The sequence below is a fragment of the Methylobacterium sp. CB376 genome (genome assembly GCF_029714205.1).
GTDB lineage: Bacteria > Pseudomonadota > Alphaproteobacteria > Rhizobiales > Beijerinckiaceae > Methylobacterium.
This window is the reverse complement of sequence record NZ_CP121648.1, coordinates 6916206-6938421: the sequence shown is the minus strand read 5'-3', so window position 1 is coordinate 6938421 and position 22216 is coordinate 6916206. Positions and strand designations below refer to the sequence as shown.

The following is a 22216-nucleotide window of genomic DNA, read 5'->3' as shown; positions in this document are numbered from 1 at the left end:
ACGGGGCGGCGGGTCGGGGGCGGCCCCCGCGAGGTCAGGGCTTCTGGGCGGGAGGCGCGGCGGCGAGCATCGTGGCGGTGGTCTGGCGCAGGAAGTCGAGCAGCGCGTCCGGACCGCCGCTCTTCAGCGGCTCGGCGAAGGTGGTCCGCAGGGTGCCCGCCTCGCTGATCGTGCCCTGCAGGTAGACGTCGGTGATCTTGCCGTCGTTGGTCGTGATGTAGTCGACCGGGGAGGAATCGCCGCTCGCGTCGGTGGCGGTGCTGCGCACGATGCGCCCGCTGCCGCGCGCCTCGCTCGCGGGCTGCACGTCGAAGCGGCCGCCGGCCGCCGCCGACAGGCGGGTCGCGTAGGTGGCGGTGAGGTAGGGCCCGAAGGCCTCGATCAGCGCGGCCTGCTTGTCGGCCGGCACGTCCTTCCAGCGGCTGCCGATCGCGAGGCGCAGCATGGCGGGCAGGTCGAAGGACTCGGCCACCGGCCCGGTCAGCACCGCGACGCGCCCGCGCACGTCCGGCTGCTTGAGCGCCTCGGTGAAGGCCGCGATCATCCGCTGCACCGTCGCGACCGCCGGATCGTCGGCCGCCCGGGCCGGCCCGGGCGCGACGAGCGCCCCCACCCCGACCCAGCACTCCAGGGCTGCCCCGGCCGCGAGGCCGGCACCGGCCGACAGGCCGGCCCGCAGGAACTCCCGTCGATTCCGCACGAGCGTCACTCTCCCCTTTTGGCGTCGGCCGCCGCCGGCGCGTAGCCGTAGGCGGGATCGAGGGGCGGCGCGATCGGCGCCGACCCGAACAGCGAGCGCAGGGACGACCCGAGCCCGGTCGTCTCGCCACGGGCGCGGCTCTCCAGGGCATGCCAGAGGCCGAGACTCGGCACGCCGACCGCCAGATCCGCGACCCGCTTGACCAGGGACAGGGCGAGGGCCGACTCGGCCGGGATGCCGAACACCGCGCAGAGGGCGATCAGGCCGCCCTCCTGGGCACCGAGGGCGCCGGGCACCGCGAAGGCGGCGCCGCGCACGGCCTGGGCGAGGCTCTCGATCACCAGCGCCTCCAGGAACGGGGCGCCGTAGCCCATGAAGTGCAGCACCACCCAGACTTCGAGCGCGCCGATCACCCAGCCGACGAGGTGCAGGCCGCTCGCCGTGGCGATCCGGCGCGGCGCCCCGTAGAGCCCGCGCAGGCAGTCGTAGAGCACGTCGACGGCGCCGAGCGCCCGCCACTCGCGCCCGCTCGCGAAGCGGCGCAGGGCGGCCTGGAGCAGCCGGTGCCCGTGGCGCCGCTGCACGAGGTAGAAGGCGCCGAGGGCCGGCGCCGCGATCAGGAGCCCGACCGTGACGTAGTGCACGATCGGCCCCTCGCCGCCGAGCGCCACGAGCAGGCCGAGCCCGATCACCGTGAACAGGAACTGCGTCAGCGCCTGGAGCATCAGGTCGACGAACATGCTCGCGCCCGCCAGCCCCCCCGGCACCCGCTGCAGGGTCAGGAGCCGCGCCCCGATCAGGTCGCCGCCGACCTGCGCCACCGGCAGCAGCGTGTTGATGCCCTCGCGCACGAACCGGATGGCGACGCAGACCCGCAGGGCGGGCCGGGACGCGGCGGGGAAGACCGCCCACCAACCGAGCCCCGCCCAGGCGACCGCGACCACGCGGGCGAGGACCACCAGGGCGGCGCCCCACCCGGCCGTCCAGGCCGCCTCCATGACGGCCTCGGGCCCCGAGGACACGAACAGGCCGATGGCGGTGCACAGGCCTGCCGCCAGGGCCAGGGTGGTGAGACGCCTCATGGTCCTCTTTCAGTTGCCGCGGCCGCTGGCCGGCCCCGGAATGCGCGCCATTCGTGCAACGGATGCGGCGCAAATCATCAGCGTGTCCCGGGTGACGTTGCAGCTCCGCCACCGCCTGTCTATCACCGGCCGGACACAGTGCCGGGTAAACGCGCCGCGCCAGCCTCCAGGGCGCATGACCGGAAATGCCCGCAAGATTATGGCGCAGGGCGCTTTTCCGGTCGGGGCGCGGTTCGCGCCGGATGCGGAAGCGCCCCGATGAGGCCGATTTGCAACGGCCGAGAAGGAGACGACATGGACCGGGAGACGACCATCGACAGCGGGCAGAACCTGCTCGACGCCGCCGCTGGCCGGGATCTCCTCGACACGGGGGCGAGCGGCCATGAGGGGCCGCAGGCGAGCGGCCATGAGGGGCCGCAGGCGGGCAGCCACCGGGTGCCCGCGCCCCAATCGCCCGTCATGGCCTGGAACGAGTGGGACCCGCTCGAGGAGGTGATCGTCGGCAGCCTCGACGGGGCGACGATCCCGACCCACCACCTCACGGTGATCTTCAACCTGCCGCGGGCCGCCCAGCCCTTCTACCGGCTCGCCTCGGGCTGGAAATACCCGAAATTCATGAAGAAGCTCGCGCAGGCCGAGCTCGACAACTTCATCCGCATCCTGGCGGGCGAGGGCGTCAGGGTGCGCCGTCCCGACGCGGTCGACTTCTCGAAGAAGTTCAGGGCCCCGCGCTGGACCTCGCGCGGCTTCTGCGTCGCCTGCCCGCGCGACCCCTACCTGGTGATCGGCGACGAGATCATCGAGTCGCCGATGTGCTGGCGCTCGCGCTACTTCGAGGGCGACGCCTACCGCTCGCTGTTCAAGGAGTACTTCCGGGCCGGCGCCCGCTGGACCTCGGCGCCGCGGCCCCAGCTCACCGACGAGCTCTACAATTACGATTACCGGGTGCCGAACCTGAAGGCCGGCGAGCCGATGCGCTACACGGTCAACGAGTTCGAGCCGGTCTTCGACGCGGCCGACTTCGTGCGCTGCGGGCGCGACCTCTTCGTCACCCGCTCGAACGTGACCAACCTGATGGGCATCGAGTGGCTGCGCCGCCACCTCGGGCCGGGCTTCCGCATCCACGAGATCGAGAGCCGCTGCCCGCAGCCGATGCACATCGATTCCTCCTTCATGCCGCTCGCCCCCGGCAAGGTGCTGGTCAACCCCGACTACGTCGACGTCGAGCGCCTGCCGAAGGTCCTGAAGTCCTGGGACGTGCTGATCGCCCCCCGGCCCGACCCGGTCGAGGGCTTCATGAGCAGGATCTCGATGTGCTCGCCCTGGACCTCGATCAACGTGCTGATGCTCGACGAGAAGAAAGTCGTCGTCGACGCGAGCCAGCCGACCCTGATCAAGGCGCTGAAGGGCTGGGGCTTCGACCCGATCCCGGCGCCCTTCCTGTCCTACGGGCCGTTCGGCGGCTCCTTCCACTGCGCGACGCTGGACGTGCGCCGCCGCGGCACGCTCAAGTCCTACTTCTGAACCGCCATCCGGTTGATGGCTTCGCCATCTCCGATTTCGGCCATGCGGATGGCGGCTTCGCTCAGGCGCCGCGCGGGCTTGGGATCCGGGATCCGCTTTGATCAACCGGATCCCGCATGAGCGCGCGGCCCGCGCCACCCGGCCCGGGCCGCGCATCGCCGGCCGCCCCTGGGGCAGGCGACGGCGCCATCTCGGGCCCTGCTGCTCCGATATTGCCGCCGGGCGCGCCCAATTTGTCACGGGCATGAAGAAAACTTCGCGATCTGCCGCCTCGTCGCGGCTGACTTTCCGTTGTTTCTCGTGCGTTGCCGCGGTGACACAGGGCCGGCTAATCGCCACGCTTCACGGTCCGGTTGGTAGGTCATCGACGCGCCGCGGCCTAAGATCCTGGCCATGGATCTGATCGAACAGCTGATGGCGGGCCTCCCCCTCCCGCGCCTCGCTCGCTTCGTCGCGGCCGCGGGGGCATTCCTGCCGGCGGCCGCGCTCGCCGCCGACCTGACGCCCCGCCCGGTGCCGGCCTTCGTCGAGGCGCCGCCCCCGATGTGGGTCGTCACGCTCTCCGCCAACGTCCAGGCCATGCCGCAATATCCCGGCAGCAAGGACTATACGGGGATCGTCTATCCGTCCGGCAGCATTCGCCGGCTCGGCGAGCCGAAGCGCTTCTCGGCCCCGGACGACGGGATCAGCTTCGCGCTCTACGACTCGCCGAGCCTGCGGATCGGGCCGACCGCCCGCATCCTGACGGGCCGCTACTTCGGCGACAACCGCAAGGCCCTGTTCGGCTTCAAGGACGTGCGCTGGTCGGTGGAGCCCGGGATCTTCGTCGAGTTCTGGCCGATCCCGATCCTGCGCGCGCGGGGCGAGCTGCGCCACGGCGTCTTCGGCCATCACGGCCTCGTCGGCACGCTGGCGCTCGACTACGTGCAGCCCGTCGACCGCTTCGTCCTCTCGCTCGGCCCGCGCTTCAATTTCGGCGACGAGTCCTTCGCCCGCCGCTATTTCGGCGTGACGCCGGACGAGGCCGCCCTCAACGGCCTCGTCACCCCCTACCGGCCCGACACTTACGTGACGGTCGGGGCGCTCGCCGCCCTCACCTACACGTTCAACGAGCAATGGTCGGCCACCGGCTACGCGAGCTACAATCGCATCGTCGCGGATGCCGGGGCGAGCCCGCTGGTGCGCGGCCGCTTCGGCACGCCCGACCAGTTCATCTTCGGCACGCGGGTCGACTACAGCTTCACCATGCCGGCGCCGTTCTGAGCGGCGGCGGCTCGCCCCCTCAGGCGAGGTGGGCCATGCTGCAGCTCTGGCCGCCATCGACCGGCAGGCAGACGCCGGTGATGAAGCGGGCCTCGTCCGAGGCCAGGAACACCGCCGCGTGGGCGATGTCCCAGGCCTCGCCGAGCCGCCCGAGGGGCACGAGCCGGTCGCGGCCCGCGTCGCGGGTCCCGGCCGCCCGGCAATCGTCGCGCAGGGACGTGTCGAGGAGCCCCGGCAGGATGGCGTTCGCCCGGATGCCGTCGCGGGCATATTGCATCGCCACCGCGACCGTCGCCTGGTTCACCGCGGCCTTGGCGGCCCCGTAGGCGAAGGCCGCTGCCCCGGTCCAGCGGATCGAGGCCACGGACGAGATGTTGACGACGGCCCCCCGCCGGCGCGCCCGCATGCCGGGCAGCACGGCCCGGCAGGTGCGCCAGACCCCGCCGACATTCACCTCGATGGCGCGCCGCCACGCCGCCTCGTCGAGGTCCTCCGGCCCGCCGGGCTCGGCCAGGCCGACATTGTTGTGCAGGATGTCGATGCCCCCGAAGCGCCGCTCGGCCGCCGCGACGGCCCGCACCACCGCCTCGGAATCGGTCACGTCCGCGGCGAGCGCCTCGGCGTCGTTGCCCTCCTCGGCGATCAGGTGGGCGGTCTCCTCGGCGGCCTCGGCCAGCCGGTCGACGCAGACCACCCGCGCGCCCTCGCGCGCGAAGGCCACGGCCGCGGCCTTGCCGTTGCCCCAGCCCGTTCCGGCCGAGCCGGCGCCGAAGACGATCGCGGTTTTTCCGATGAGGCGGTCGGGCATGGGGGCAGTCTCGCGTGCCCCGGGAGACTCGCGAGAAACCCCGTCCTCCCGCAACCGGCCGGGGAGCAGGACCGCCATCCGGCGCCCGCATGGCTCCCCGCCGCGGCGCCCGCAAGGGACCCGCCCGGCCTGCGCGCCCCGATGCCCGGATCAGGCCGCCCGCGTCGCCCGCCGCCAGGTCGCCACGGCGAGGCCGAGGGCCAGGGCGACCTGCAGGAAGTTGCCGTCGCTGAGGTAGGGCGAGCCGAGCTGGAGCTGGTGCGCCAGCCGCACGGCGAGGCCGAGGAGCAGGAACGCGCCGCAGAAGGCGAGCGCGGCGAGGAGGAGCGCGAGGAAGTCGTTCATGGTTCAGGCCCGGCGATGTCCGGGCCTCCGTGCAAGGCCGGGGCCAGCCGGGATCAGACCGGCCGCGTCGCCTGCATCGAGGGCCGGGCGCCGAAGCGGGCGAACCACGCATCCGCCGCCGGGTAGCGGCCGTGCCAGTCGATCTCGGCGAAGCGCAGGTCGAGGTAGCCGAGGGCGCAGCCGAACGTGATGGTGCCGATGTCGAGCCGGTCCCCGAGGCCCGGCGCAGCCGCCTCGATCGCCTGGAGCGCGCACTCGATCTTGGCGCGCTGGCCCGCCACCCAGGCCTCCGAGCGCTCGTTCTCCGCCCGCACGCGGGTCTCGTAGACGGTCACCAGGGCCGCGTCGAGCAGGCCGTCGCCGAGGGACTGGGCCGCCAGCACGCCCCAGCGGGTGGCGTTGCGCGGGAACAGCCCGCCCTCCCCGACATGGTCGAGGTACTCGCAGATGACCCGGCTGTCGGCCAGCACGGTGCCGTCGTCGAGGACCAGGGTCGGCACCTGGCCGAGGGGGTTGCGGGCGACGAGGCCGCCGTCCCGGTTCACCGGATGGGCCGCCGCGGGCACCAGGTCCAGCCGGCCGACCAGGCCGAGTTCGTGGGCCGTCACCATCACCTTGCGGACGAAGGGCGACGTCACCGAGTGGTAGAGCTGCATCGGGACCTCCCGGAGAGGGGCGTCAGGGCCGCGGGCGCTGGCCGACCGGGCGCGGGCCCGGCTTCGGGGCGGCGGGCTTGGCGGAAGCGGGCTTGGCGGAAGCGGGCTTGGCGGCGGTGGCGGCCGTGGCGGCCGGCCGCTCGGCCGGCGGGCGCGGGCTCTCGGCGGCGAGGCGGCGCACCGGCCAGCCGTCGCTCCAGCGCTCCATGTCGGTGAAGCGCGGATTGGCCTTGAGCGAGGCGGCGTCCTGCCCCGCGAAGGCGGCGGCCGCCGCCATGTCGAAGGTCTTCCAGAAGCCCAGGTAGTCGAGGGTGTCGGTCCCCGCCGCGTTGATCTGCGCGACGAGGGTCGTCTGCTCCCCGGTGAGCGCCATGTCGGCGGACCACTTGAAGGGCGGCGGCTTCTGCTTCTGATCCTTGGGCGGCTCGGGCGGCAGCTTGATCGCCGCCGCGTCGTAGGCGGCGTTGCTGCCGGCCGGAGAGGCCAGGGTCGCCGAGAGGGCCGGGAAGCCGTGATCGTCCGAGAGCACCCGCATCAGCAGCTTGCGGGCGGGGGGAACCGCCGCGGTCTCGCGCATCAGGCGGCGCGCCGCGAGATCGGCCGCCCGCGCGTCCCGGTCGCCGATGATGGTGATGAGGAGCGTGCCGGGCGCGATCCGGGAGAGGTCGTGGAGCGCGATGCCGCGGGTCTTCTCGTCCCGGGCGATGCCCCCCGGCATGGCGCCGAAGATCAGCTTCGGGGCCGGCAGGCCGGCCTCCGCCGCGTCCGCCGCGAGGTTGGCGGCGATCGGCACGCCCGCGAGGTGGCCGATCAGCGCGAGCCGGGCCGGGTCCGGCTTGGCCTCGGGGTCGCCCGCGAGCGCGTCGAGCGCCTCCTTGACCATCCGGGTCGCCGCCGCGCTGGCATCGGCCGGACGCGTGCGGTTCACCTCCTGGAAGCGGGGGAACAGGACGAGGTAGCCCTCGCGGGCGAGGTGCTCGATCCAGGAGCCGTAGGATTGCGGGTTGACCGCGCCCCAGGCGTGCAGCACCACCGCGACCGGCCGGCCCTCGGCCGGGGCCGGGCCGCTGCCGTAGAACGCGAAGGTGATCGCCCCCGTCCGGCCGAGCGCCCGCTTCACCACCGAGGACGCGGTGTAGGCCTGGCCGCCCGGTCCCTCCTTGGGCTGGGCGGGCGGCGTGGCAGCCCCCGCCTGACCGATCCCCGCGCAGAGGCCGAGTGTCAGGACGAGGGCGTGGCAGGAACGGATCGTGAGGCGCATGCGACCGGGACGAGCGGGGATCCGCCGGCGGTAGCCGGACCGTCGATCCGCCCCACCCGACACCACTTCGCCCGCAATCTCAAGGCTTCATCGGTCGCACGCGGCCCGGCACGGGCAGGTGTGTCGCTTCCGCGGTACAGTCCAGCGGCGAGGAGCGCTGACGGACGAGCGCCCGTCAGCGCTCCTCGCGCCGCTCCCGGTCGAGCGCGTCGAGCTGCGCGATCAGCTGGGTGAGGGTCTCCGGCACGGGCTGGTTGACCGTGTCGGTGTAGAGCGAGCGCAGATCGTGCCCGAGTTTGGCGAGCAGCAGGGCGTCCGCCAGCGACGAGGCCGTCGCATGCGTCTGGCCGAAGCTCGCCGCGTGGTTGCTCGGGATGACCTTCATGGATCGTCTTCGGGCGGGTGCCCTGCCTCCGGTTTGCAACAGCCGCGCGGGACCGTGAGGCGGCAGGCGTCAACAAATCCCGAGTAACAACGCGGCTCCCCGGGCCGGGTTGCGCAGATCCTCCGGATCGAGGGTGCGATGATGCGATTCTCGGTCGTCAACCTTGCACGGCCGTCACGGGCGGGCGCGCCCGGAACGACTGGGACCGCATTCGCGCCCGCGCGGCGGTGACCGGCCGCTTCCGCGACGTCACCGCGCGCCCGGAACAGGCGCAGCGGCGCTCAGCCGGCGCTGGCGTCGCCCACGGCCGAGCGCCCGCCGTGGTAGCCGGCGGCCTGCTCGACGAGGGTGAGGATGTCGAGGGCCCGCCAGGGTTTCGGAATGAAGGTGGCCGACATCCGCAGGTCGCTCGGCTGGTCGCCGGCATCGCCCGAGGTCAGCAGCACGTGGACGCGCGGCCAGGTCACGCCGATGATCCGCGCGAGTTCGAACCCGCCGATCGGCCCCGGGGTGCGCACGTCGGAGAAGACGACGTTCACCTCCCCGCCCCGCTCGCGCAGGATGGCGAGGGCCTTCTCGGCGGTGTCGGCCTCGATGACGCGGAAGCCGGTCTCCTCGAGAAGCGTGGCCGCGAGGAAGCGCTCCTCCGGCTCGTCCTCGACGACCAGGATCACGGGTTGCGTCTTGGCGGCACCGGACTCGCTCATAGCCATGGAACGGGAATCCAGTCCACTGGTTGCATCGCCCTGAACGGTTCTCCCGGCGGGCTCACGGAAGCTTGACCACCAGCGCATCATCTTGCTCTTGATGAACCGAATCAAGGGCGCGCCGGCCACGAGCCCCCGCGTCCGGCCTCGGCGGAACGCCCCGCCCGGTGCCGCGTCGGCCCCTCGCCGTCCCGCTCCTCGCGGATGTCGATGTCTCCCACCCCCATGTTGCGGCATCGGCGCGCGCCCGCAAGGCGGTGCGCGGCCGGATTCCGTTCACGATTCAGCAAAAGAGCGCAGCGCGTGCGCCTCCGCACACGGGCGGGCGGCCCGGAGGCCGGACCGCCCGCCCGTCGCGGCTCGGGCCGCGGGCTCCCGCGCGACTCAGGCCGCGGCGGCCTTGCGGCTCTTCGCCGGCCAGCCGAGGGCCACGAGGCGCTGCTTGGCGTGCTCGCGCACCTCGTCGCGCAGCCCCGGCGCCATGGCGGCGAGCCGCGCCTGGGTCGCGGGGTCGAGCATCAGGTCGGTGACGGCGTTGATGCTCTTGGCCTTGTCGATCTCGGCCTTCAGGTCGGCCTCCGCCGCCTGGGAGGCGTCCGGCAGGGCCTCGCCCTCGCGGGTGACGTCCGCGAGATCCTCCGCGTCCTCCTCGTCGGGCGCCTGGATCCGCGCCGGCTTGGCCCGCGCGGCCGATGCGCCGGCCTGCGGCGCGGAGGCGCCGTGCGGCGCGGAGGCGCCATGCGGCGCGGAGGCGCCGCCCTGGAGGTCGGGCCGGGAGGCCCTGAACTCGTCCGCCTCATCCTCCGAGTAGAGCAGGCCGTGGAGCCCCACGAGCTTCAGGATCACGCGGTCCTTCGCCCGCTTCTCCGCCATGGCGTAGACGTAGGCCGGCTGCTTGCCGCCGATCTTGTAGTTCACGCCGATGAGCGCCTCGCCGATCGACCACTCGCTGCGCTCGCCGTTCGGGCCCGGCATGTGCCCGGTGACCAGGATCACCGCCTCGTCGCGCTCCGCGCGCACGATCACGGGCGCGTCGAAGCGGATGCGGGCCTGGGCGGCGATCCGCTCCAGGGCCTTGTGATAGATCACGGCGGTTCCCTGCACCCGCCAGACGTTGCCGGCCAGAGGCTCCCCGTAGGTCGCGAGGATCTCCGCGATCTGCTTGTCGGTCGTTGCACTCATGCGATCGATCTCACCTGCTCGAAGGCGGCGCCGGGGCCCGCGCGGGACACCCGCCACCACGTCCGCTGGTCTAGCACGAATCACTCCGAAGAGCGAGTGATTTGTACCGTTTTTGCGAAGCACAGCCGCGCCCGACCGCCGCATTTCGGACCCGAGCTCCGGCTAGAGACGACGCAGATCCGGCAGAAGCTCAAGATCATAATGGCCAAGCTTGCGGTGCGGTCACTGCCGGGTCGTTGACCATCCGGGCCATGTTCGCGTATCGTTCTTGTTACCTCATCCAAGAAGATCTTGCAGCGTGGCCTGCTGGGCTGCGCCTGCCGGCGCTCCGGGAGTCCCTCACCGCCATGACCGCCCCGCTCCTGCACGATCCCGCCCTCCTCGAACGCCCGGGGGCCCGCCGCGGCGCGGCCCGGGCGGGCGGGCGCCGGGCGGCGCCGGCCCCGGCCGCCCCCCGCATGGCGCTCGTCGCCGATTTCCTGGCGATCGCGGCCCTCGACCCGGCCGTGGAGACCCTGCGCGCCGGGCCCGCGCCGGCCCGGCTGCTGCTCGGGGACGAGGCGGTGGCGCACGCGGCCGATTTCGAAGTGAGCCGGACGGACGAGCCGGGGCTCCTCGTCGACGTGGTGGCGGAGGCGGACCTCGCCCGCCACCCGCTCCGCACCGCCTACGTGGCGGGGGAACCGGTCTGGGCCGAGGACGGGCGCCGCTTCGTGATCGAGAGCGCCGCCACCGTGCGGGCCGAGCCGCGGCTCTCGACGGTGCGGCTGGTGATGGCCTGCCGGCGCAGCTTCGTGTCGGCGGGCGACCGGGTGCGCATCCTGCACTACCTCGACGAGTGCGGGACCGGCCGGCTGGTCGATTGCGCCGGGGTGGTGCAGAACGCCGTGGACGGGGTGGCGGCCGTGCTGGCGCTGGCGGTCGAGGGGCTCGTCGCGATCGACATCGCGCGGCCGATCCTGCCGGAGACCCCGGTGCGCCGCCGCCCCCTGCCCTTCGCGGACCCGTTCGGGTTCTGAGCGGTACGGCCCGCCGCAGCGATTGCCGGGACCGGCATCGCGGCGCCGAGCCGGCGCCCCCGGGTCATCGGCCGAGCGCGGAACCGGGCGGAGTCTCGGCCAGGACATCCGCGAGGCGGGCCTGAAGGTACGGCACCGCGTCGGCGCGGCGCAGGAAGAGCCCGGCCGGCATCATGGTCCAGGCCTCGCCCTCATCCCCGAACCGGATCCGCGCCACCTCCTCGGGGCCGATCGCGGCGGCGAAGAACCAGCTCGCCGCGCGGCCCTCGGCGAGGGGCGGGTAGCGGCGCGCCCAGGCGAGCCGGCCGGGCGCGAGCCGGATCCCGAACTCCTCGCCGAGCTCCCGCAGCACGCAGGCGACCGGCGATTCGTCCCCCTCGCGCCCGCCGCCCGGCAGATCCCAGAGACCCGGGAAGGGGATGCCCGGATTCCGGTCGCGCCGGTAGGCGACGAGGTCCGCCCCGCACAGGAGGGCGAGCTTGGCGCCGACGAAGGCCTCACCGTCCCACATCGGCTCTCCGGCCCCTTGCGATCTGCCCCGGCGGCAGCGAGAAGGCGTGACCGTCCGCGCGAGGTGGGGCCAGGATGATGGGCGACGACGATTACGTCTACGACGAGGCGACCGGCGAGTGGCGCCCGGCCGCGGAGGTCGCGGCCGCGGCGGCCGCCGCGGCGCGGGTGGAGGTGCGCGACGCCTCCGGCACCCTGCTGGCGGACGGCGATTCCGTCACCCTGATCAAGGACCTCAAGGTCAAGGGCGCCAACCAGGTTCTCAAGCAGGGCACGGTGATCCGCTCGATCCGGCTGACCGACGACCCCGAGGAGATCGACTGCCGCCACGACACGATCAAGGGCCTCGTGCTGCGCACCGAATTCGTGCGCAAGCGCTGAGGCCGGGGCGCCCCGTCAGGGCGCCGCCGCGACCCCGTGATGGGCGTCGAGGGTGGCGGCCTCCGTCGGCACCGTCGCGGCGACCGCGTCGCGGCGGCGGCGATCCGGGGTAGCGGCCTCGCCGACGAGGTCGGCGAGCGCTTGGTCGAGGGGCAGCGTGCGGGTCTGCTGGCTGCCGAGCCGCCGGATCGACACCGTCCGCTCCTCGCCCTCGCGGCGCCCGACCACCAGCATCACCGGCACCTTGGCGTGCGAGTGCTCGCGGACCTTGTAGTTGATCTTCTCGTTGCGCAGGTCGATCTCGGCCCGCAGCCCCGCCGCCTCGCAGGCGGCCAGCACGTCGCTCGCGTAGGGATCGGCGTCGCTCGTGATCGTCGCCACCACCACCTGCAGGGGCGCGAGCCAGAGCGGGAAGTGGCCGGCGAAATGCTCGATCAATATCCCGGCGAAGCGCTCCATCGAGCCGCAGATCGCCCGGTGCACCATCACGGGCGTCTTCTTCTGGCCGTCCGCGTCGACGTAGAAGGCGCCGAACCGCTCGGGCAGGTTGAAGTCCACCTGCGTGGTGCCGCATTGCCAGTCGCGGCCGATCGCGTCGCGCAGCACGTACTCGAATTTCGGCCCGTAGAAGGCCCCCTCGCCCGGGTTGATCGCGGTCCGGATGCGTCCCCCCGACTGCTCCTCGATCTCGCTGAGGACCCGGGTCATCACCGCCTCGGCGTGGTCCCAGAGCGCGTCCGAGCCGACCCGCTTCTCCGGCCGGGTCGAGAGCTTCACGACGATCTCGTCGAAGCCGAAATCCGCGTAGGTCGAGAGGATCAGGTCGTTGATCTTCAGGCACTCGGCGGCGAGCTGGGCCTCGGTGCAGAAGACGTGGGCGTCGTCCTGCGTGAAGGCGCGCACCCGCATCAGCCCGTGCAGCGCGCCGGACGGCTCGTAGCGCGACACGGCGCCGAACTCGGCCAGGCGCAGCGGCAGGTCGCGGTAGGACTTCAAGCCGTGCTTGAAGATCTGCACGTGGCCGGGGCAGTTCATCGGCTTGATCGCGAAGACGCGCTCGTCCTCGGTCTTGGTGACGAACATGTTCTCCCGGTACCAGTCCCAGTGGCCCGAGGTCTCCCACAGGGCCTTGTCGAGGATCTGGGGGGCATTCACCTCGCGGTAATCGGCCTTCAGGCGGCGCCGCATGTAGGCGATGAGCTCCTGGAAGAGCGTCCAGCCCTTCGGGTGCCAGAACACGACGCCCGGTCCCTCCTCCTGGAAGTGGAAGAGGTCCATCTCGCGGCCGAGGCGGCGGTGGTCGCGCCGCTCGGCCTCCTCCAGCCGGTGCAGGTAGGCGTCGAGGTCGGCCTGCGAGGCCCAGGCCGTGCCGTAGATCCGGCTCAGCATCGGCTTCGTCGAGTCGCCCCGCCAGTAGGCGCCCGCGACCTTCATCAGCTTGAAGGCCGTGCCGACCTTGCCGGTCGAGGTCATGTGCGGGCCGCGGCAGAGGTCGAACCACTCGCCCTGCCGGTAGATCTTGAGATCCTCGCCCTCCGGGATGGCGTCCACGAGCTCGACCTTGAAGCTCTCGCCCTTCTCGGCGAACAGCGCGCGCACGGCGTCGCGGGCCCAGACCTCCTTGGTGAAGGCCGCGTCGCGGGCGATGATCTCGCGCATCCGCGCCTCGATCGCCGGGAAGTCCTCCGGCGAGAACGGGGTCTCGCGGTAGAAGTCGTAGTAGAAGCCGTTCTCGATCACCGGGCCGATCGTGACCTGGGTGCCGGGCCAGAGCGACTGCACGGCCTCGGCGAGGACGTGCGCGCAATCGTGGCGGATCAGTTCGAGCGCGCGCGGATCGGTGCGGTCGAGGAACTCGATCCGGGCATCGCGCGTGATCGCGTCGTCGAGGTCGCGGACCTGGCCGTCGAGGGCCATCGCGACCGTGCGCTTGGCCAGGGACTTGGCGATGCCCTCGACCACCGCGCGGCCGGTGACCGCGGCGTCGTAGGCGCGGGTGGCACCGTCGGGGAATGTCAGGATCGGCATGGGACGGGCTCCTTCGGCTCACTCCTGCGCACCGTGCAGGTAAGCGGATCGGATCGGGGCCGCCTCCATAGCAGCGCGGCCGGAAAAGGCCAGACGGATCACTCGCCGAGGGGTGCCGGCGCGTTGACCCCGCGCCAGCGGCCGTAGGCCCAGGGCCGGTGCCAGGCCGCGCCCTCCGGCAGCGCCTCGCAGACGAGGTCGATGCCGTGGGTGCCGAAGGGCCCGCAGCGGCAGATCCGGGCGAGGCCCATCCAGCCGCCGGCCCAGAGCCCGTGGCGCTGGATCGCCTCGTCCGCGTAGGCCGAGCAGGAGGGCCAGTGCCGGCACTGGCGCCCGACGAGGCCCGACAGCGTGAGCTGGTAGGCGCGGATCGCCGCGTGGGCGGCGCGGCGGGGCAGGCTCACGCCCCCGCCTCGGCGGGGCTCGGCCGGGCCGCGATCTGGTCGAGCGCCTCCACCACCGCGTCGAAGGTGAGGAGCGTCGAGGCGTGGCGCGCCTTGTAGTCGCGCACCGGCTCCAGCACCGCGAAGGCGGCCCATTTGCCGGCCGGGGCCGGTCCCCCCTCCTTGAGCATGCGCCGCACCTGGTCGCGCAGGTCGCGCAGCTCCGCGGCGCTCGCCCCGACCACGTGCCGCGCCATCAGCGAGGAGGAGGCCTGGCCGAGGGCGCAGGCCTTCACGTCGTGGGCGAAGTCCGTGACGGTCCCGCCCTCGGTGACGAGGTCGACCGTCACCGTCGAGCCGCAGAGCTTGGAATGCTTGCTCGCGCTCGCCTGCGGGGCCGCCAGGCGGCCGAGCCGGGGGATGTCGGCGGCGAGTTCGAGGATGCGCCTGTTGTAGATGTCGCTCAGCATGGCCGCTTCGGACTTTGGACGAGGGAGCCCCCGCCGGGGACGATGGTCTCCACCGTGGACTTCGGATCGGCACCGGACCATGGTGGTCTGCCGTGCAGCCGGCGCATTGCGCGCCGGACGCAGACGCACGATATAGGCGGCCCGACCCCGGATCGCGAGGCGCGGCGCGTGGGCGCGCCCATGCGGGCGGCGCGGGCCTCCCGGGGCGGGGGCCGGCGGGGAAGAGGCGCAGGTGAGGCCCGTATCCCGCGGGCGGGAGGCTCCATGGATGCGGTGCTGAAGTCCTTGTCGGTCCGCCTGCCGGACGCCGCCGACAAGCGCAGCGACACGGGCCGCCCCGAGCGCGTGACCGAGCGGCCGACCCGGCAGGAGGCCGAGGCGGCGGTGCGCACCCTGATCCGCTGGGCCGGCGACGATCCCGAGCGCGAGGGCCTGCGCGAGACGCCCCAGCGCGTCGCCCGCGCCTACGAGCAGATCTTCGGCGGCTACCGCCAGGAGCCGACCCACATCCTCGACCGCGTCTTCGAGGAGGTCGAGGGCTACGGCGACATCGTGCTGGTGCGCGACATCCCGTTCCACTCCCATTGCGAGCACCACATGGTGCCGTTCATCGGCCGGGCGCACATCGCCTATTACCCGCGCCGGGGCGTGGTCGGGCTCTCGAAGCTCGCCCGGGTGGTCGATGCCTTCGCGCGCCGGCTGCAGACCCAGGAGACGATGACGGCCCAGATCGCCGACACGATCGACGCGGTGCTCAATCCCCGCGGGGTCGCCGTGATGGTCGAGGCCGAGCACCTCTGCATGGCGATGCGCGGGGTGCAGAAGGCGGGCGTCTCGACGCTCACCACCCAGTTCACCGGCGTGTTCAAGCAGGACCCGCACGAGCAGGTCCGCTTCCTCACCCTCGTGCGCGACCAGCGCTGATGGCCCTCGCCTTCGCGCCGCCCGGGGACCGGCACCAGGTCGAGGAGGGCGCCGCCTTCACGCCGCGCTTCGGGCCGGACGGGCTGATCACGGCGCTCGCCGTCGACGCCGAGACCGGCGAGGTGCTGATGCTCGCCCACATGAACCGGGACTCCCTCGCCCGCACCTTGGAGACCGGGGAGGCGTGGTACTGGTCGCGCTCGCGGGGCGAGCTCTGGCACAAGGGTGCGACGAGCGGCCAGGTCCAGAGCGTGGTGGAGATCCGGGTCGATTGCGACCAGGACGCGCTGCTGCTGCGGGTGAGGGTCGGCGGCGACGGCGGCTGCTGCCACACCGGCCGCCGCTCCTGCTTCTACCGCGCGGTCGAGGCCGGGCCGGCCGGGGCCCGCCTCGTCCCGGCCGGGTGAGGCGCCCTCAGCGCGCCGCCTCGGCGCGCCGGTCCGTGCCCTTCCGTGCGGTCTCGCCGCCCTTGACCTCGGCTTCGCCGCCCTTGACCTCGGCTTCGCCGCCCTTGACCTCGGCTTCGCCGCCCTTGACCTCGGCTTCGCCGCGCTTGGCCTCGGCCTCGCCGCCCTTGCCCTCGATCGCGCTCGTGGTGACGGCGTCCGGCCGCCAGTCGAAGGCCGTGCCGTCGCGCCCGAGCGCCTCGCCATGGGCGAAGAGCGCCCGCATGTAGCCCTGGTCGAAGGGCGCGGGCGAGCGGCGGCTGAAGCGGGAATCGATCAGCGCCACGTGCAGCGTCAGGCCGGTGCGGCCCGCGAAGCCGCGGGCGAGCGCGACCGCCGCGGCGGTCTGGGCCCGGATCGCCGCCGAGAGCGAGCGGCCGAGGACGCTCAGCATCGTGCGCGAGGCGACCTGGAAATCGGGCGCGAGGCTGTTGTTGACGACGAGGTAGACGGCGGGCGCGGGCAGGCCGCCCGGCTCCTCCCCGAGGATCTGGCGGCCCGGCGCCAGGAAGAACGGGGCGGTGGTGCCGCCGTCCGCGTGCATCTCCTGGAACCTCTTGCCGGACGGGCCGGCCGCGTCGATCATCACCGGCGGGAAGAGCCCGGGGACCGCCGCCGAGGCGAGCATCACCTCGCGGAACAGCTTGAGCCCGGCGGGCCCGCCGATCCCGGCGATGGCCCCCATGTCCCACAGGACCGGGCGGCCGCTGTCGAGCTCGGTCGTCGCCACCAGGAGGCGGCGGCCCTTGCGGTGCTCGGCCGCGACCTCGGCGAGGAGCGCGGGCGTGACGCTCTTCTCGATCTGGCGCTTCAGCGGCCAGGTGTCGGTGAGCGCCGCGTCGCTGCCCCCGAACTCGAACACGTCCGCGGCGGTGGTCTGCGTGTAGGCCTGTTCGAGGGCCGCGTCGTAGCGGGCGCCCGCGAAGGCGAAGGGGGCGATCAGCGCGCCGGTCGAGACCCCCGTGACGACGCCGAAATCCGGCCGGTTCCCGGCGCCGCTCCAGCCCTTCAGCAGACCCGCCGCGTAGGCGCCGTTCTCGCCCCCGCCCGAGAGCACGAGCCAGGGCGCCTGCCCGGCCCGCGGCGCCCCGGCCAGGAGGTCGCGGAAGGCGGCGGGGTCGTCGCCGTTCAGGCGGACCTGCGCGGGCAGACCCTCGGGCCGCGCCGCCGCGAGGTCGCCGGCCGTGAACTCGGTGCGGGCGAACTCGGTGCGGGCGTCGCCGCGCCGTCCGGGGGCCGCCGGGTTGCCGGCCGTCGCCGGCGTCGCGAGGCCCGCCCCGAGGAGCAGAATCGCGGCGCAGGCCATGCCGCGCCGCCGGGTCGATCCCGACATCGTCTCGTCCTCCGCCGCCCGCCTCGCAGAGGAAACGCCCCGCTCCCGGCCCCGTTCCGGCCCGGCGCCGCCGCATGTGCGGGACGACACATGAGGGGGCTGGCTCGACTTGCGCCCCCAAGTATCCGCGCACCCTCGGGTGCCGCCGGGGCGATCCGTCCGGCTCACCCGGGGATTTGCACGAATCGACGGCAGTGGAGCGGCCCCACGACGTCTCGGCCTGGTCCGCGCGGGACTGTGAGCCGGCTGAACATCGCGCGGGAGGTCAGGGGATCCAGCCGAGGAGGCGGAACCAGGCGTAGTCGAGGGGGGCGAGGAGCACGAAGGTGACGAGGGCGACGGCGAGGCAGGGGATCAGGCCCGCCCGCGCCGGGACCCCGGCCATGCCCATGGCCACGACGACCGGCGCCGCCTGGTAGGGCAGGAGCGGCGTCGCGTAGCCGATCACCTGCGCCATCACCACGGCGGCGAGCGGCAGGCCGGTTCCGTCCGCGAGGGCGCGGGCGAGCGGGGTGAACAGGGCCGGGGCGGCGCTGCCGGTGACCGTGAAGTTGAGCACCGTGACGAGGCCGAGCACGCCCGCGAAGCCGAGCGCCGGCCGCGCGGGGTCGCGGGGCAGCACCGCCAGCACCTCGCGCCCGATCGCGTCGCCGAGGCCGGTGCGGGCGACCAGGGCGGCGAGGCCGAGCACGCCCGCGATGTAGAGGCAGGTGCGGATGTTGACCCCCGCGGCGAAATCCTCGCCGCTGAGGAAGCCGATCCGGGGCAGCAGGCAGAGGCAGGCGGCGGCGAGCCCGATCCAGGCCGGGGGCACGCCGTGCAGCGCGTCGGTGGCCCAGAGGATCAGGGTGGCGGCGAGGAGAAGGGCGAGGCGCCGCTCCGCCGGGCTCAAGGGGGCCGCTTGCTCGGGCGCGACCGGGCGCGGCGTCGCGCGAAACAGCGCGCACAGGCAGGCGGTCAGCACCAGCCCCTTCAGCACGCCGAGCACCGGCGCGTGCAGGGCGAGGTAGGACAGGTAGGGGACGTGGAGTCCGTAGGCGCTCTCGGCCGCGCCCGCCATGACGAGGTTGGGGACGTTGGCCGGCAGGATGCTGGCCGAGAGTTCGTAGGTGCCGAAGCCGACCGCGAGCGCGAGCGCGATCCGCCCCGGCTCGGCGAGGCCGCAGCGCTCGCTCAGCGCCATCACGATCGGCATGAGCAGGGCGATGCGGCCCATGTTGGAGGGCATCACGAAGGCGAGCGCGTAGGCGAGCGCCACGGTGCCGCCGACGAGGCGCGGCCAGGAGCCCGAGAGATGCGGGGCGAGGGCGCGGGCGACCCGGTCGGCGAGGCCGACCTTGCGGATCGCCGTCCCGATCACGAAGCCGCTCAGCACCAGCCAGAAGGCGGCGGACTGGAAGCCCGCGAAGACCGCGTCGGCGGGCGCGGCCCGCAGCACCATGGCGGCGGCGAAGAAGAGCAGCGCGGTGAGGTATTCGGGCAGCCGCGCGGTGGCCCAGAGCAGGATCGTGCCGAGAGCGATCAGGCCGGGCAGCAGCAGGCTCCCGGGGGCGAGGGCAGGTCCCATGTGGCGATTCCTCCTGGCCCCCGCATCGCATGACCGGAGCCGCGCCGACATGCGTGAGTGGGCAAGGGGCGCTTCGCGCCGCGCGAAGGGCTCCCGCGCGGCGCCTCACGGCACCGCCCCTCGTGGCCGGCCAGCGCCATCAGCAGGGGCACGGCCGTGACCAGGAACAGGCTGTCGGCCACGAAGATCAGGGCGACCGGCGCTCCCGCGGCGGGCCCGAGCGCCCCCAGCACCAGGGGCGGAGCCATATGGCCGCTATGGGCGCAAGCGCCCGCCAGCCCCATCGGCGTCGTCTCGCCGAGGGGCTCGTCCGAGACGAGGCGGAAGAACAGGCAGGGCAGCGCCACGCGGATGACGCAGAATTGCAGCCACGCGAAGCCCGCCGCCCCTCGGGCCGCGGCACGAAGCGCCCCGAGACCCAGCCGACGGCGATCAGCCCGAAGAACGGGGCCAAGAGATCGAACAATCCCTGGACATCCACGCTCCGCTCCCGGCCGCCGGTCCGCCCCCGACCATCGGCGGAGCGCCCGCGTCTTTACGCTGGCGCAGCGCATGCACTAACCCTCGCGGGCGAGCCAGGGCGGCGGACGGGCCTCCCCGCCCCGCGCGGCGCAGGGCTCGGGCCGGGGGAAGCCCCCGACGGGACCCGACCCCCACCAGGAGATCACGCCATGAAACTGCCGCGCCGCTTCTTCCAGCCCCTCGCCACCGGGGCGCCCGCCCCGTTCCGCGACCTGCCGGTGCGCCTCGAGCGGATGATCCACTTCGTGCCGCCCCACAACGACAAGGTCCGGGCTCGGGTGCCGGACCTCGCCAGCCAGGTCGACGTGGTGCTGGGCAACTTGGAGGACGCGGTCCCGGCCGACCAGAAGCTCGCCGCGCGCAAGGGCTTCATCGCCATGGCGAAGGCCACCGACTTCGCGGCGGCCGGCACCGGCCTGTGGACGCGCATCAATGCCCTCAACAGCCCCTGGATCCTCGACGACCTGATCGACATCGTCGGCGAGGTCGGAGACCGGCTCGACGTCGTGATGGTGCCCAAGGTCGAGGGGCCCTGGGACATCCACTACATCGACCAGCTCCTCGCCCAGCTCGAGGCGCGGGCCGGGATCGCCAAGCCGATCCTGGTCCACGCCATCCTGGAGACGGCCGAGGGCGTGGCCAACGTCGACGCCATCGCCTGCGCCTCGCCGCGCATGCACGGGATGAGCCTGGGCCCGGCCGACCTCGCGGCCTCCCGCGGCATGAAGACGACCCGGGTCGGCGGCGGCCACCCGGATTACCGCGTCCTCGCCGACCCGGCCGAGGGCGGGGCCGCGCGGGCGAGCGCGCAGCAGGATCTCTGGCACTACACCATCGCCAAGATGGTCGATGCCTGCCAGGCGAACGGCATCAAGGCCTTCTACGGCCCCTTCGGCGACTTCTCCGACGCCGCCGCCTGCGAGGCGCAGTTCCGCAACGCCTTCCTGATGGGCTGCGCCGGCGCCTGGACGCTGCATCCGAGCCAGGTCGCCATCGCCAAGGCGGTGTTCGCGCCGGACCCGGCCGAGGTCGCGTTCGCCACGCGCATCCTGGCGGCCATGCCGGACGGCACCGGCGCCGTGATGATCGACGGCAAGATGCAGGACGACGCGACCTGGAAGCAGGCGCGGGTGATCGTGGACCTCGCCCGGCTCGTCGCCGCCAAGGATCCCGACCTCGCCAAAAGCTACGGGCTCTGAGGCGACGGCCTCCGAGGCTCCCCGGGACGCGCGTCCTGTGGCATGATGCGGCATGGCGGCCCGGTGAAAGCCGGTGCCGCCGCACCTACCTGTGCGCGATGCACACCCGTCCCCCCGACCCCGCCGTCAGTCCCGCCATGGGCCCCGCCATGTCTCCGCCGCCCGTCGCGATCCGCCGCGCCAAGTTCAACATCGGGGCGGTGGTGCGCCACCGCATCTACCCGTTCCGCGGGATCATCTTCGACGTGGACCCGGTATTCAACAACACCGAGGAATGGTGGCTGGCGATTCCCGAGGAGGTGCGGCCGGCCAAGGACCAGCCCTTCTACCACCTGCTCGCCGAGAACCAGGACACCGAGTACGTGGCCTACGTCTCCGAGCAGAACCTCGTGCCCGACACCTCGGGCGAGGCCCTGCGCCACGCCCGCATCCCCGACCTCTTCGTGCACGACGCGGCGACCGGCACCTACCGGATGCGGGCCGAGACCGCGAATTAGGCCGGCGCCCCGGCCTCCGGCCCGCCGCGCGGGACGCCGCCCATGACACGCACCCATGACACGCGCCGATGAAAGGCGCCCATGAAAAAGGCCGGGCGTCGCCGCCCGGCCGTCCTCGTCCCTGCCGGGCCCCCCCTCACTTCGGCTGGGCGGCCGCGGCCGGGGCGCCGCCCTTCTGGGCCTCGAGCTGCTTGCGCATCTCCTCGCTGCGGCGCTCCAGCTCGGATTGCAGCTTCTTCTGCTGCTCCTCCAGCACCTTCGGGTCGATCGGCGGGCCGTCGAAGGCCTTGCCGAAGCCCGCGAGCGGCACCGCGAAGGTCACCGGGCGCTGCGCCTGGTTCTGCACGGTCAGGTTCAGGGTCGTGCCCTTCTTGAGGGCGGCGATGAGGTCGTCCTTCAGGCCTGCCACCTCGGCGAAGCAGCCGTTCGGGAAGCAGACCGCGTACTTGCCCGGCGTCGACTGGCCCTGGTCGACCGAGAACAGGATGCCCGGCTGCAGCAGCAGGCCGAGCGGCAGCAGGAAGCGGGCGACGCGCACGTTGCCCTGCGCGCCCTTGAGGTCGTAGATCGCGGCGGCGAGAACCGGCTGGCCCTGCTCGGAGACGAAGTCGCGGGTGGTGTAGCAGACCTCGGCGTTGCTGCCCTGGTCCTTGCCGCAGACCTTGGTCCATTCCGTCTGGGACGGCTCGGACTTCACGGTCACGATCTGCGGGCCGGTCTGCTGCGGGGCCGCGCCCTGCGGCGCGGGGGCCGCCGGGGCCGGGGCCGCCGGCTGCGCGGGAGCGGGCTTCTTCGGCTGGGCCAGAACGGGGCCGGTCGCGAGGCCGAGCCCGAGCCCGGCCAGGGCGAGACAGAGGGCGGCCTGGTGCGGGCGCGCGGGACGTGTCGCGAAGAACATCAGCTGGGAACCCCTCGGTTCGGCTTGGTTTTTTGAAGCCGTGCGCCGCGCGGGCGGCGTGTGGACGGTGTGGGGAGCGGGGCCGGCGACCTCGCTCGACCTTCGGGCGCCTGCTTCCCCGCCGAT

General features: G+C 73.3%; 25 protein-coding genes. 9 read left to right on the top strand and 16 right to left on the bottom strand.

The window, feature by feature from the left end:
* Positions 1–34: 34 nt before the first annotated feature.
* The gene (locus tag QA634_RS32010) at positions 35–700 is read right to left on the bottom strand and encodes a Tgt2/MlaC family protein (protein ID WP_236728844.1); all 666 of its coding nucleotides are present in this window, start codon (positions 698–700) and stop codon (positions 35–37) included.
* Between the two features lie 5 nt (positions 701–705).
* Positions 706–1782, bottom strand: a complete 1077-nt coding sequence (locus QA634_RS32005; protein WP_012335979.1) for a flippase-like domain-containing protein — start codon at positions 1780–1782, stop codon at positions 706–708.
* Between QA634_RS32005 and QA634_RS32000 the strand changes: the two genes are divergently transcribed.
* The 3 genes from QA634_RS32000 (at position 1781) to QA634_RS31990 (ending at position 4569) form a co-directional block, all read left to right on the top strand.
* Positions 1781–2044, top strand: a complete 264-nt coding sequence (locus QA634_RS32000; RefSeq protein ID WP_150108761.1) for a hypothetical protein — start codon at positions 1781–1783, stop codon at positions 2042–2044. The genes QA634_RS32005 and QA634_RS32000 overlap by 2 nt on opposite strands.
* Positions 2045–2076: 32 nt before the next feature.
* The gene (locus QA634_RS31995; RefSeq protein WP_012335978.1) at positions 2077–3306 is read left to right on the top strand and encodes an amidinotransferase; all 1230 of its coding nucleotides are present in this window, start codon (positions 2077–2079) and stop codon (positions 3304–3306) included.
* A gap of 393 nt (positions 3307–3699) precedes the next feature.
* Positions 3700–4569, top strand: a complete 870-nt coding sequence (locus tag QA634_RS31990; protein ID WP_012335977.1) for a MipA/OmpV family protein — start codon at positions 3700–3702, stop codon at positions 4567–4569.
* 19 nt (positions 4570–4588) lie between these two features.
* Here the strand turns inward: QA634_RS31990 and QA634_RS31985 are convergent, their stop codons facing one another.
* The 7 genes from QA634_RS31985 to QA634_RS31955 form a co-directional block, all read right to left on the bottom strand.
* Positions 4589–5377, bottom strand: a complete 789-nt coding sequence (locus tag QA634_RS31985; RefSeq protein WP_012335976.1) for an SDR family NAD(P)-dependent oxidoreductase — start codon at positions 5375–5377, stop codon at positions 4589–4591.
* Between the two features lie 150 nt (positions 5378–5527).
* The gene (locus QA634_RS31980; RefSeq protein WP_012335975.1) at positions 5528–5722 is read right to left on the bottom strand and encodes a hypothetical protein; all 195 of its coding nucleotides are present in this window, start codon (positions 5720–5722) and stop codon (positions 5528–5530) included.
* A 53-nt stretch (positions 5723–5775) separates the two neighbouring features.
* Positions 5776–6378, bottom strand: a complete 603-nt coding sequence (locus QA634_RS31975) for a glutathione S-transferase (protein ID WP_012335974.1) — start codon at positions 6376–6378, stop codon at positions 5776–5778.
* A gap of 22 nt (positions 6379–6400) precedes the next feature.
* Positions 6401–7639, bottom strand: coding sequence for a poly(ethylene terephthalate) hydrolase family protein (locus QA634_RS31970; protein WP_012335973.1), 1239 nt, complete (start codon positions 7637–7639; stop codon positions 6401–6403).
* A gap of 175 nt (positions 7640–7814) precedes the next feature.
* On the bottom strand, positions 7815–8024 hold the full coding sequence (locus QA634_RS31965) for a NepR family anti-sigma factor (RefSeq protein WP_012335972.1): 210 nt from the start codon (positions 8022–8024) through the stop codon (positions 7815–7817).
* A 281-nt stretch (positions 8025–8305) separates the two neighbouring features.
* A complete protein-coding gene (locus QA634_RS31960; RefSeq protein WP_012335971.1) occupies positions 8306–8731 on the bottom strand; it encodes a response regulator in 426 nt (141 codons plus the stop codon).
* 384 nt (positions 8732–9115) lie between these two features.
* The gene (locus tag QA634_RS31955; RefSeq protein WP_012335970.1) at positions 9116–9913 is read right to left on the bottom strand and encodes a hypothetical protein; all 798 of its coding nucleotides are present in this window, start codon (positions 9911–9913) and stop codon (positions 9116–9118) included.
* A gap of 347 nt (positions 9914–10260) precedes the next feature.
* Here QA634_RS31955 and QA634_RS31950 point away from each other — a divergent pair, with 347 nt between their 5' ends.
* Positions 10261–10932: a hypothetical protein gene (locus QA634_RS31950; RefSeq protein ID WP_012335969.1), complete on the top strand. Its 672-nt coding sequence runs from the start codon at positions 10261–10263 to the stop codon at positions 10930–10932.
* 64 nt (positions 10933–10996) lie between these two features.
* On the opposite strand, the gene QA634_RS31945 is transcribed toward QA634_RS31950, so the two are convergent.
* Positions 10997–11443, bottom strand: a complete 447-nt coding sequence (locus tag QA634_RS31945) for an NUDIX hydrolase (RefSeq protein ID WP_012335968.1) — start codon at positions 11441–11443, stop codon at positions 10997–10999.
* Positions 11444–11520: 77 nt separating this feature from the next.
* On the opposite strand from QA634_RS31945, the gene QA634_RS31940 reads away from it, so the two are divergent.
* Complete coding sequence (locus QA634_RS31940) at positions 11521–11823, top strand: alkylphosphonate utilization protein (protein ID WP_018263469.1); 303 nt, start codon at positions 11521–11523, stop codon at positions 11821–11823.
* A 15-nt stretch (positions 11824–11838) separates the two neighbouring features.
* Here QA634_RS31940 and thrS read toward each other — a convergent pair whose 3' ends face one another.
* From thrS to QA634_RS31925, 3 genes are all read right to left on the bottom strand, one after another.
* Positions 11839–13851 carry a threonine--tRNA ligase gene (gene thrS, locus QA634_RS31935; RefSeq protein WP_012335966.1) on the bottom strand — a complete coding sequence of 671 codons (2013 nt, stop codon included), beginning with the start codon at positions 13849–13851 and terminating at the stop codon, positions 11839–11841.
* 98 nt (positions 13852–13949) lie between these two features.
* Positions 13950–14255 carry a membrane protein insertion efficiency factor YidD gene (gene yidD / locus QA634_RS31930; protein ID WP_012335965.1) on the bottom strand — a complete coding sequence of 102 codons (306 nt, stop codon included), beginning with the start codon at positions 14253–14255 and terminating at the stop codon, positions 13950–13952.
* On the bottom strand, positions 14252–14704 hold the full coding sequence (locus QA634_RS31925; RefSeq protein ID WP_012335964.1) for an iron-sulfur cluster assembly scaffold protein: 453 nt from the start codon (positions 14702–14704) through the stop codon (positions 14252–14254). The genes yidD and QA634_RS31925 overlap by 4 nt, the downstream gene beginning before the upstream one ends.
* A gap of 264 nt (positions 14705–14968) precedes the next feature.
* Here QA634_RS31925 and folE point away from each other — a divergent pair, with 264 nt between their 5' ends.
* A complete protein-coding gene (gene folE / locus QA634_RS31920; protein WP_012335963.1) occupies positions 14969–15628 on the top strand; it encodes a GTP cyclohydrolase I FolE in 660 nt (219 codons plus the stop codon).
* Entirely contained in the window at positions 15628–16035 is a 408-nt protein-coding gene (gene hisI / locus QA634_RS31915; protein ID WP_012335962.1) for a phosphoribosyl-AMP cyclohydrolase, read from the top strand. Before folE ends, hisI begins: the two co-directional genes overlap by 1 nt.
* A 7-nt stretch (positions 16036–16042) precedes the next feature.
* Here the strand turns inward: hisI and QA634_RS31910 are convergent, their stop codons facing one another.
* Positions 16043–17407: a patatin-like phospholipase family protein gene (locus QA634_RS31910; RefSeq protein WP_012335961.1), complete on the bottom strand. Its 1365-nt coding sequence runs from the start codon at positions 17405–17407 to the stop codon at positions 16043–16045.
* 265 nt (positions 17408–17672) lie between these two features.
* Positions 17673–18974, bottom strand: coding sequence for an SLC13 family permease (locus tag QA634_RS31905; protein ID WP_012335960.1), 1302 nt, complete (start codon positions 18972–18974; stop codon positions 17673–17675).
* Between the two features lie 671 nt (positions 18975–19645).
* Between QA634_RS31905 and QA634_RS31900 the strand changes: the two genes are divergently transcribed.
* A complete protein-coding gene (locus QA634_RS31900; RefSeq protein WP_012335959.1) occupies positions 19646–20695 on the top strand; it encodes an HpcH/HpaI aldolase/citrate lyase family protein in 1050 nt (349 codons plus the stop codon).
* A gap of 149 nt (positions 20696–20844) precedes the next feature.
* Positions 20845–21192: a heat shock protein HspQ gene (gene hspQ / locus QA634_RS31895; RefSeq protein WP_012335958.1), complete on the top strand. Its 348-nt coding sequence runs from the start codon at positions 20845–20847 to the stop codon at positions 21190–21192.
* Between the two features lie 136 nt (positions 21193–21328).
* On the opposite strand, the gene QA634_RS31890 is transcribed toward hspQ, so the two are convergent.
* The gene (locus QA634_RS31890) at positions 21329–22090 is read right to left on the bottom strand and encodes an invasion associated locus B family protein (RefSeq protein ID WP_012335957.1); all 762 of its coding nucleotides are present in this window, start codon (positions 22088–22090) and stop codon (positions 21329–21331) included.
* Positions 22091–22216: the final 126 nt, after the last annotated feature.

Bases quoted from the DNA above. Each gene is read 5' to 3' on its own strand.
- QA634_RS31940 (WP_018263469.1), top strand. From the start codon at position 11,521: ATGGGCGACGACGATTACGTCTACGACGAGGCGACCGGCGAGTGGCGC.
- QA634_RS31970 (WP_012335973.1), bottom strand. From the start codon at position 7,639: ATGCGCCTCACGATCCGTTCCTGCCACGCCCTCGTCCTGACACTCGGC.
- QA634_RS31950 (WP_012335969.1), top strand. From the start codon at position 10,261: ATGACCGCCCCGCTCCTGCACGATCCCGCCCTCCTCGAACGCCCGGGG.
- QA634_RS31990 (WP_012335977.1), top strand. From the start codon at position 3,700: ATGGATCTGATCGAACAGCTGATGGCGGGCCTCCCCCTCCCGCGCCTC.
- QA634_RS31905 (WP_012335960.1), bottom strand. From the start codon at position 18,974: ATGGGACCTGCCCTCGCCCCCGGGAGCCTGCTGCTGCCCGGCCTGATC.
- QA634_RS32005 (WP_012335979.1), bottom strand. From the start codon at position 1,782: ATGAGGCGTCTCACCACCCTGGCCCTGGCGGCAGGCCTGTGCACCGCC.
- QA634_RS31985 (WP_012335976.1), bottom strand. From the start codon at position 5,377: ATGCCCGACCGCCTCATCGGAAAAACCGCGATCGTCTTCGGCGCCGGC.
- QA634_RS31925 (WP_012335964.1), bottom strand. From the start codon at position 14,704: ATGCTGAGCGACATCTACAACAGGCGCATCCTCGAACTCGCCGCCGAC.
- QA634_RS31975 (WP_012335974.1), bottom strand. From the start codon at position 6,378: ATGCAGCTCTACCACTCGGTGACGTCGCCCTTCGTCCGCAAGGTGATG.
- QA634_RS31900 (WP_012335959.1), top strand. From the start codon at position 19,646: ATGAAACTGCCGCGCCGCTTCTTCCAGCCCCTCGCCACCGGGGCGCCC.
- QA634_RS31980 (WP_012335975.1), bottom strand. From the start codon at position 5,722: ATGAACGACTTCCTCGCGCTCCTCCTCGCCGCGCTCGCCTTCTGCGGC.
- QA634_RS31965 (WP_012335972.1), bottom strand. From the start codon at position 8,024: ATGAAGGTCATCCCGAGCAACCACGCGGCGAGCTTCGGCCAGACGCAT.
- hisI (WP_012335962.1), top strand. From the start codon at position 15,628: ATGGCCCTCGCCTTCGCGCCGCCCGGGGACCGGCACCAGGTCGAGGAG.
- thrS (WP_012335966.1), bottom strand. From the start codon at position 13,851: ATGCCGATCCTGACATTCCCCGACGGTGCCACCCGCGCCTACGACGCC.
- QA634_RS31960 (WP_012335971.1), bottom strand. From the start codon at position 8,731: ATGAGCGAGTCCGGTGCCGCCAAGACGCAACCCGTGATCCTGGTCGTC.
- QA634_RS31890 (WP_012335957.1), bottom strand. From the start codon at position 22,090: ATGTTCTTCGCGACACGTCCCGCGCGCCCGCACCAGGCCGCCCTCTGT.
- QA634_RS32000 (WP_150108761.1), top strand. From the start codon at position 1,781: ATGGTCCTCTTTCAGTTGCCGCGGCCGCTGGCCGGCCCCGGAATGCGC.
- QA634_RS31945 (WP_012335968.1), bottom strand. From the start codon at position 11,443: ATGTGGGACGGTGAGGCCTTCGTCGGCGCCAAGCTCGCCCTCCTGTGC.
- QA634_RS31995 (WP_012335978.1), top strand. From the start codon at position 2,077: ATGGACCGGGAGACGACCATCGACAGCGGGCAGAACCTGCTCGACGCC.
- QA634_RS31955 (WP_012335970.1), bottom strand. From the start codon at position 9,913: ATGAGTGCAACGACCGACAAGCAGATCGCGGAGATCCTCGCGACCTAC.
- hspQ (WP_012335958.1), top strand. From the start codon at position 20,845: ATGTCTCCGCCGCCCGTCGCGATCCGCCGCGCCAAGTTCAACATCGGG.
- QA634_RS31910 (WP_012335961.1), bottom strand. From the start codon at position 17,407: ATGTCGGGATCGACCCGGCGGCGCGGCATGGCCTGCGCCGCGATTCTG.
- folE (WP_012335963.1), top strand. From the start codon at position 14,969: ATGGATGCGGTGCTGAAGTCCTTGTCGGTCCGCCTGCCGGACGCCGCC.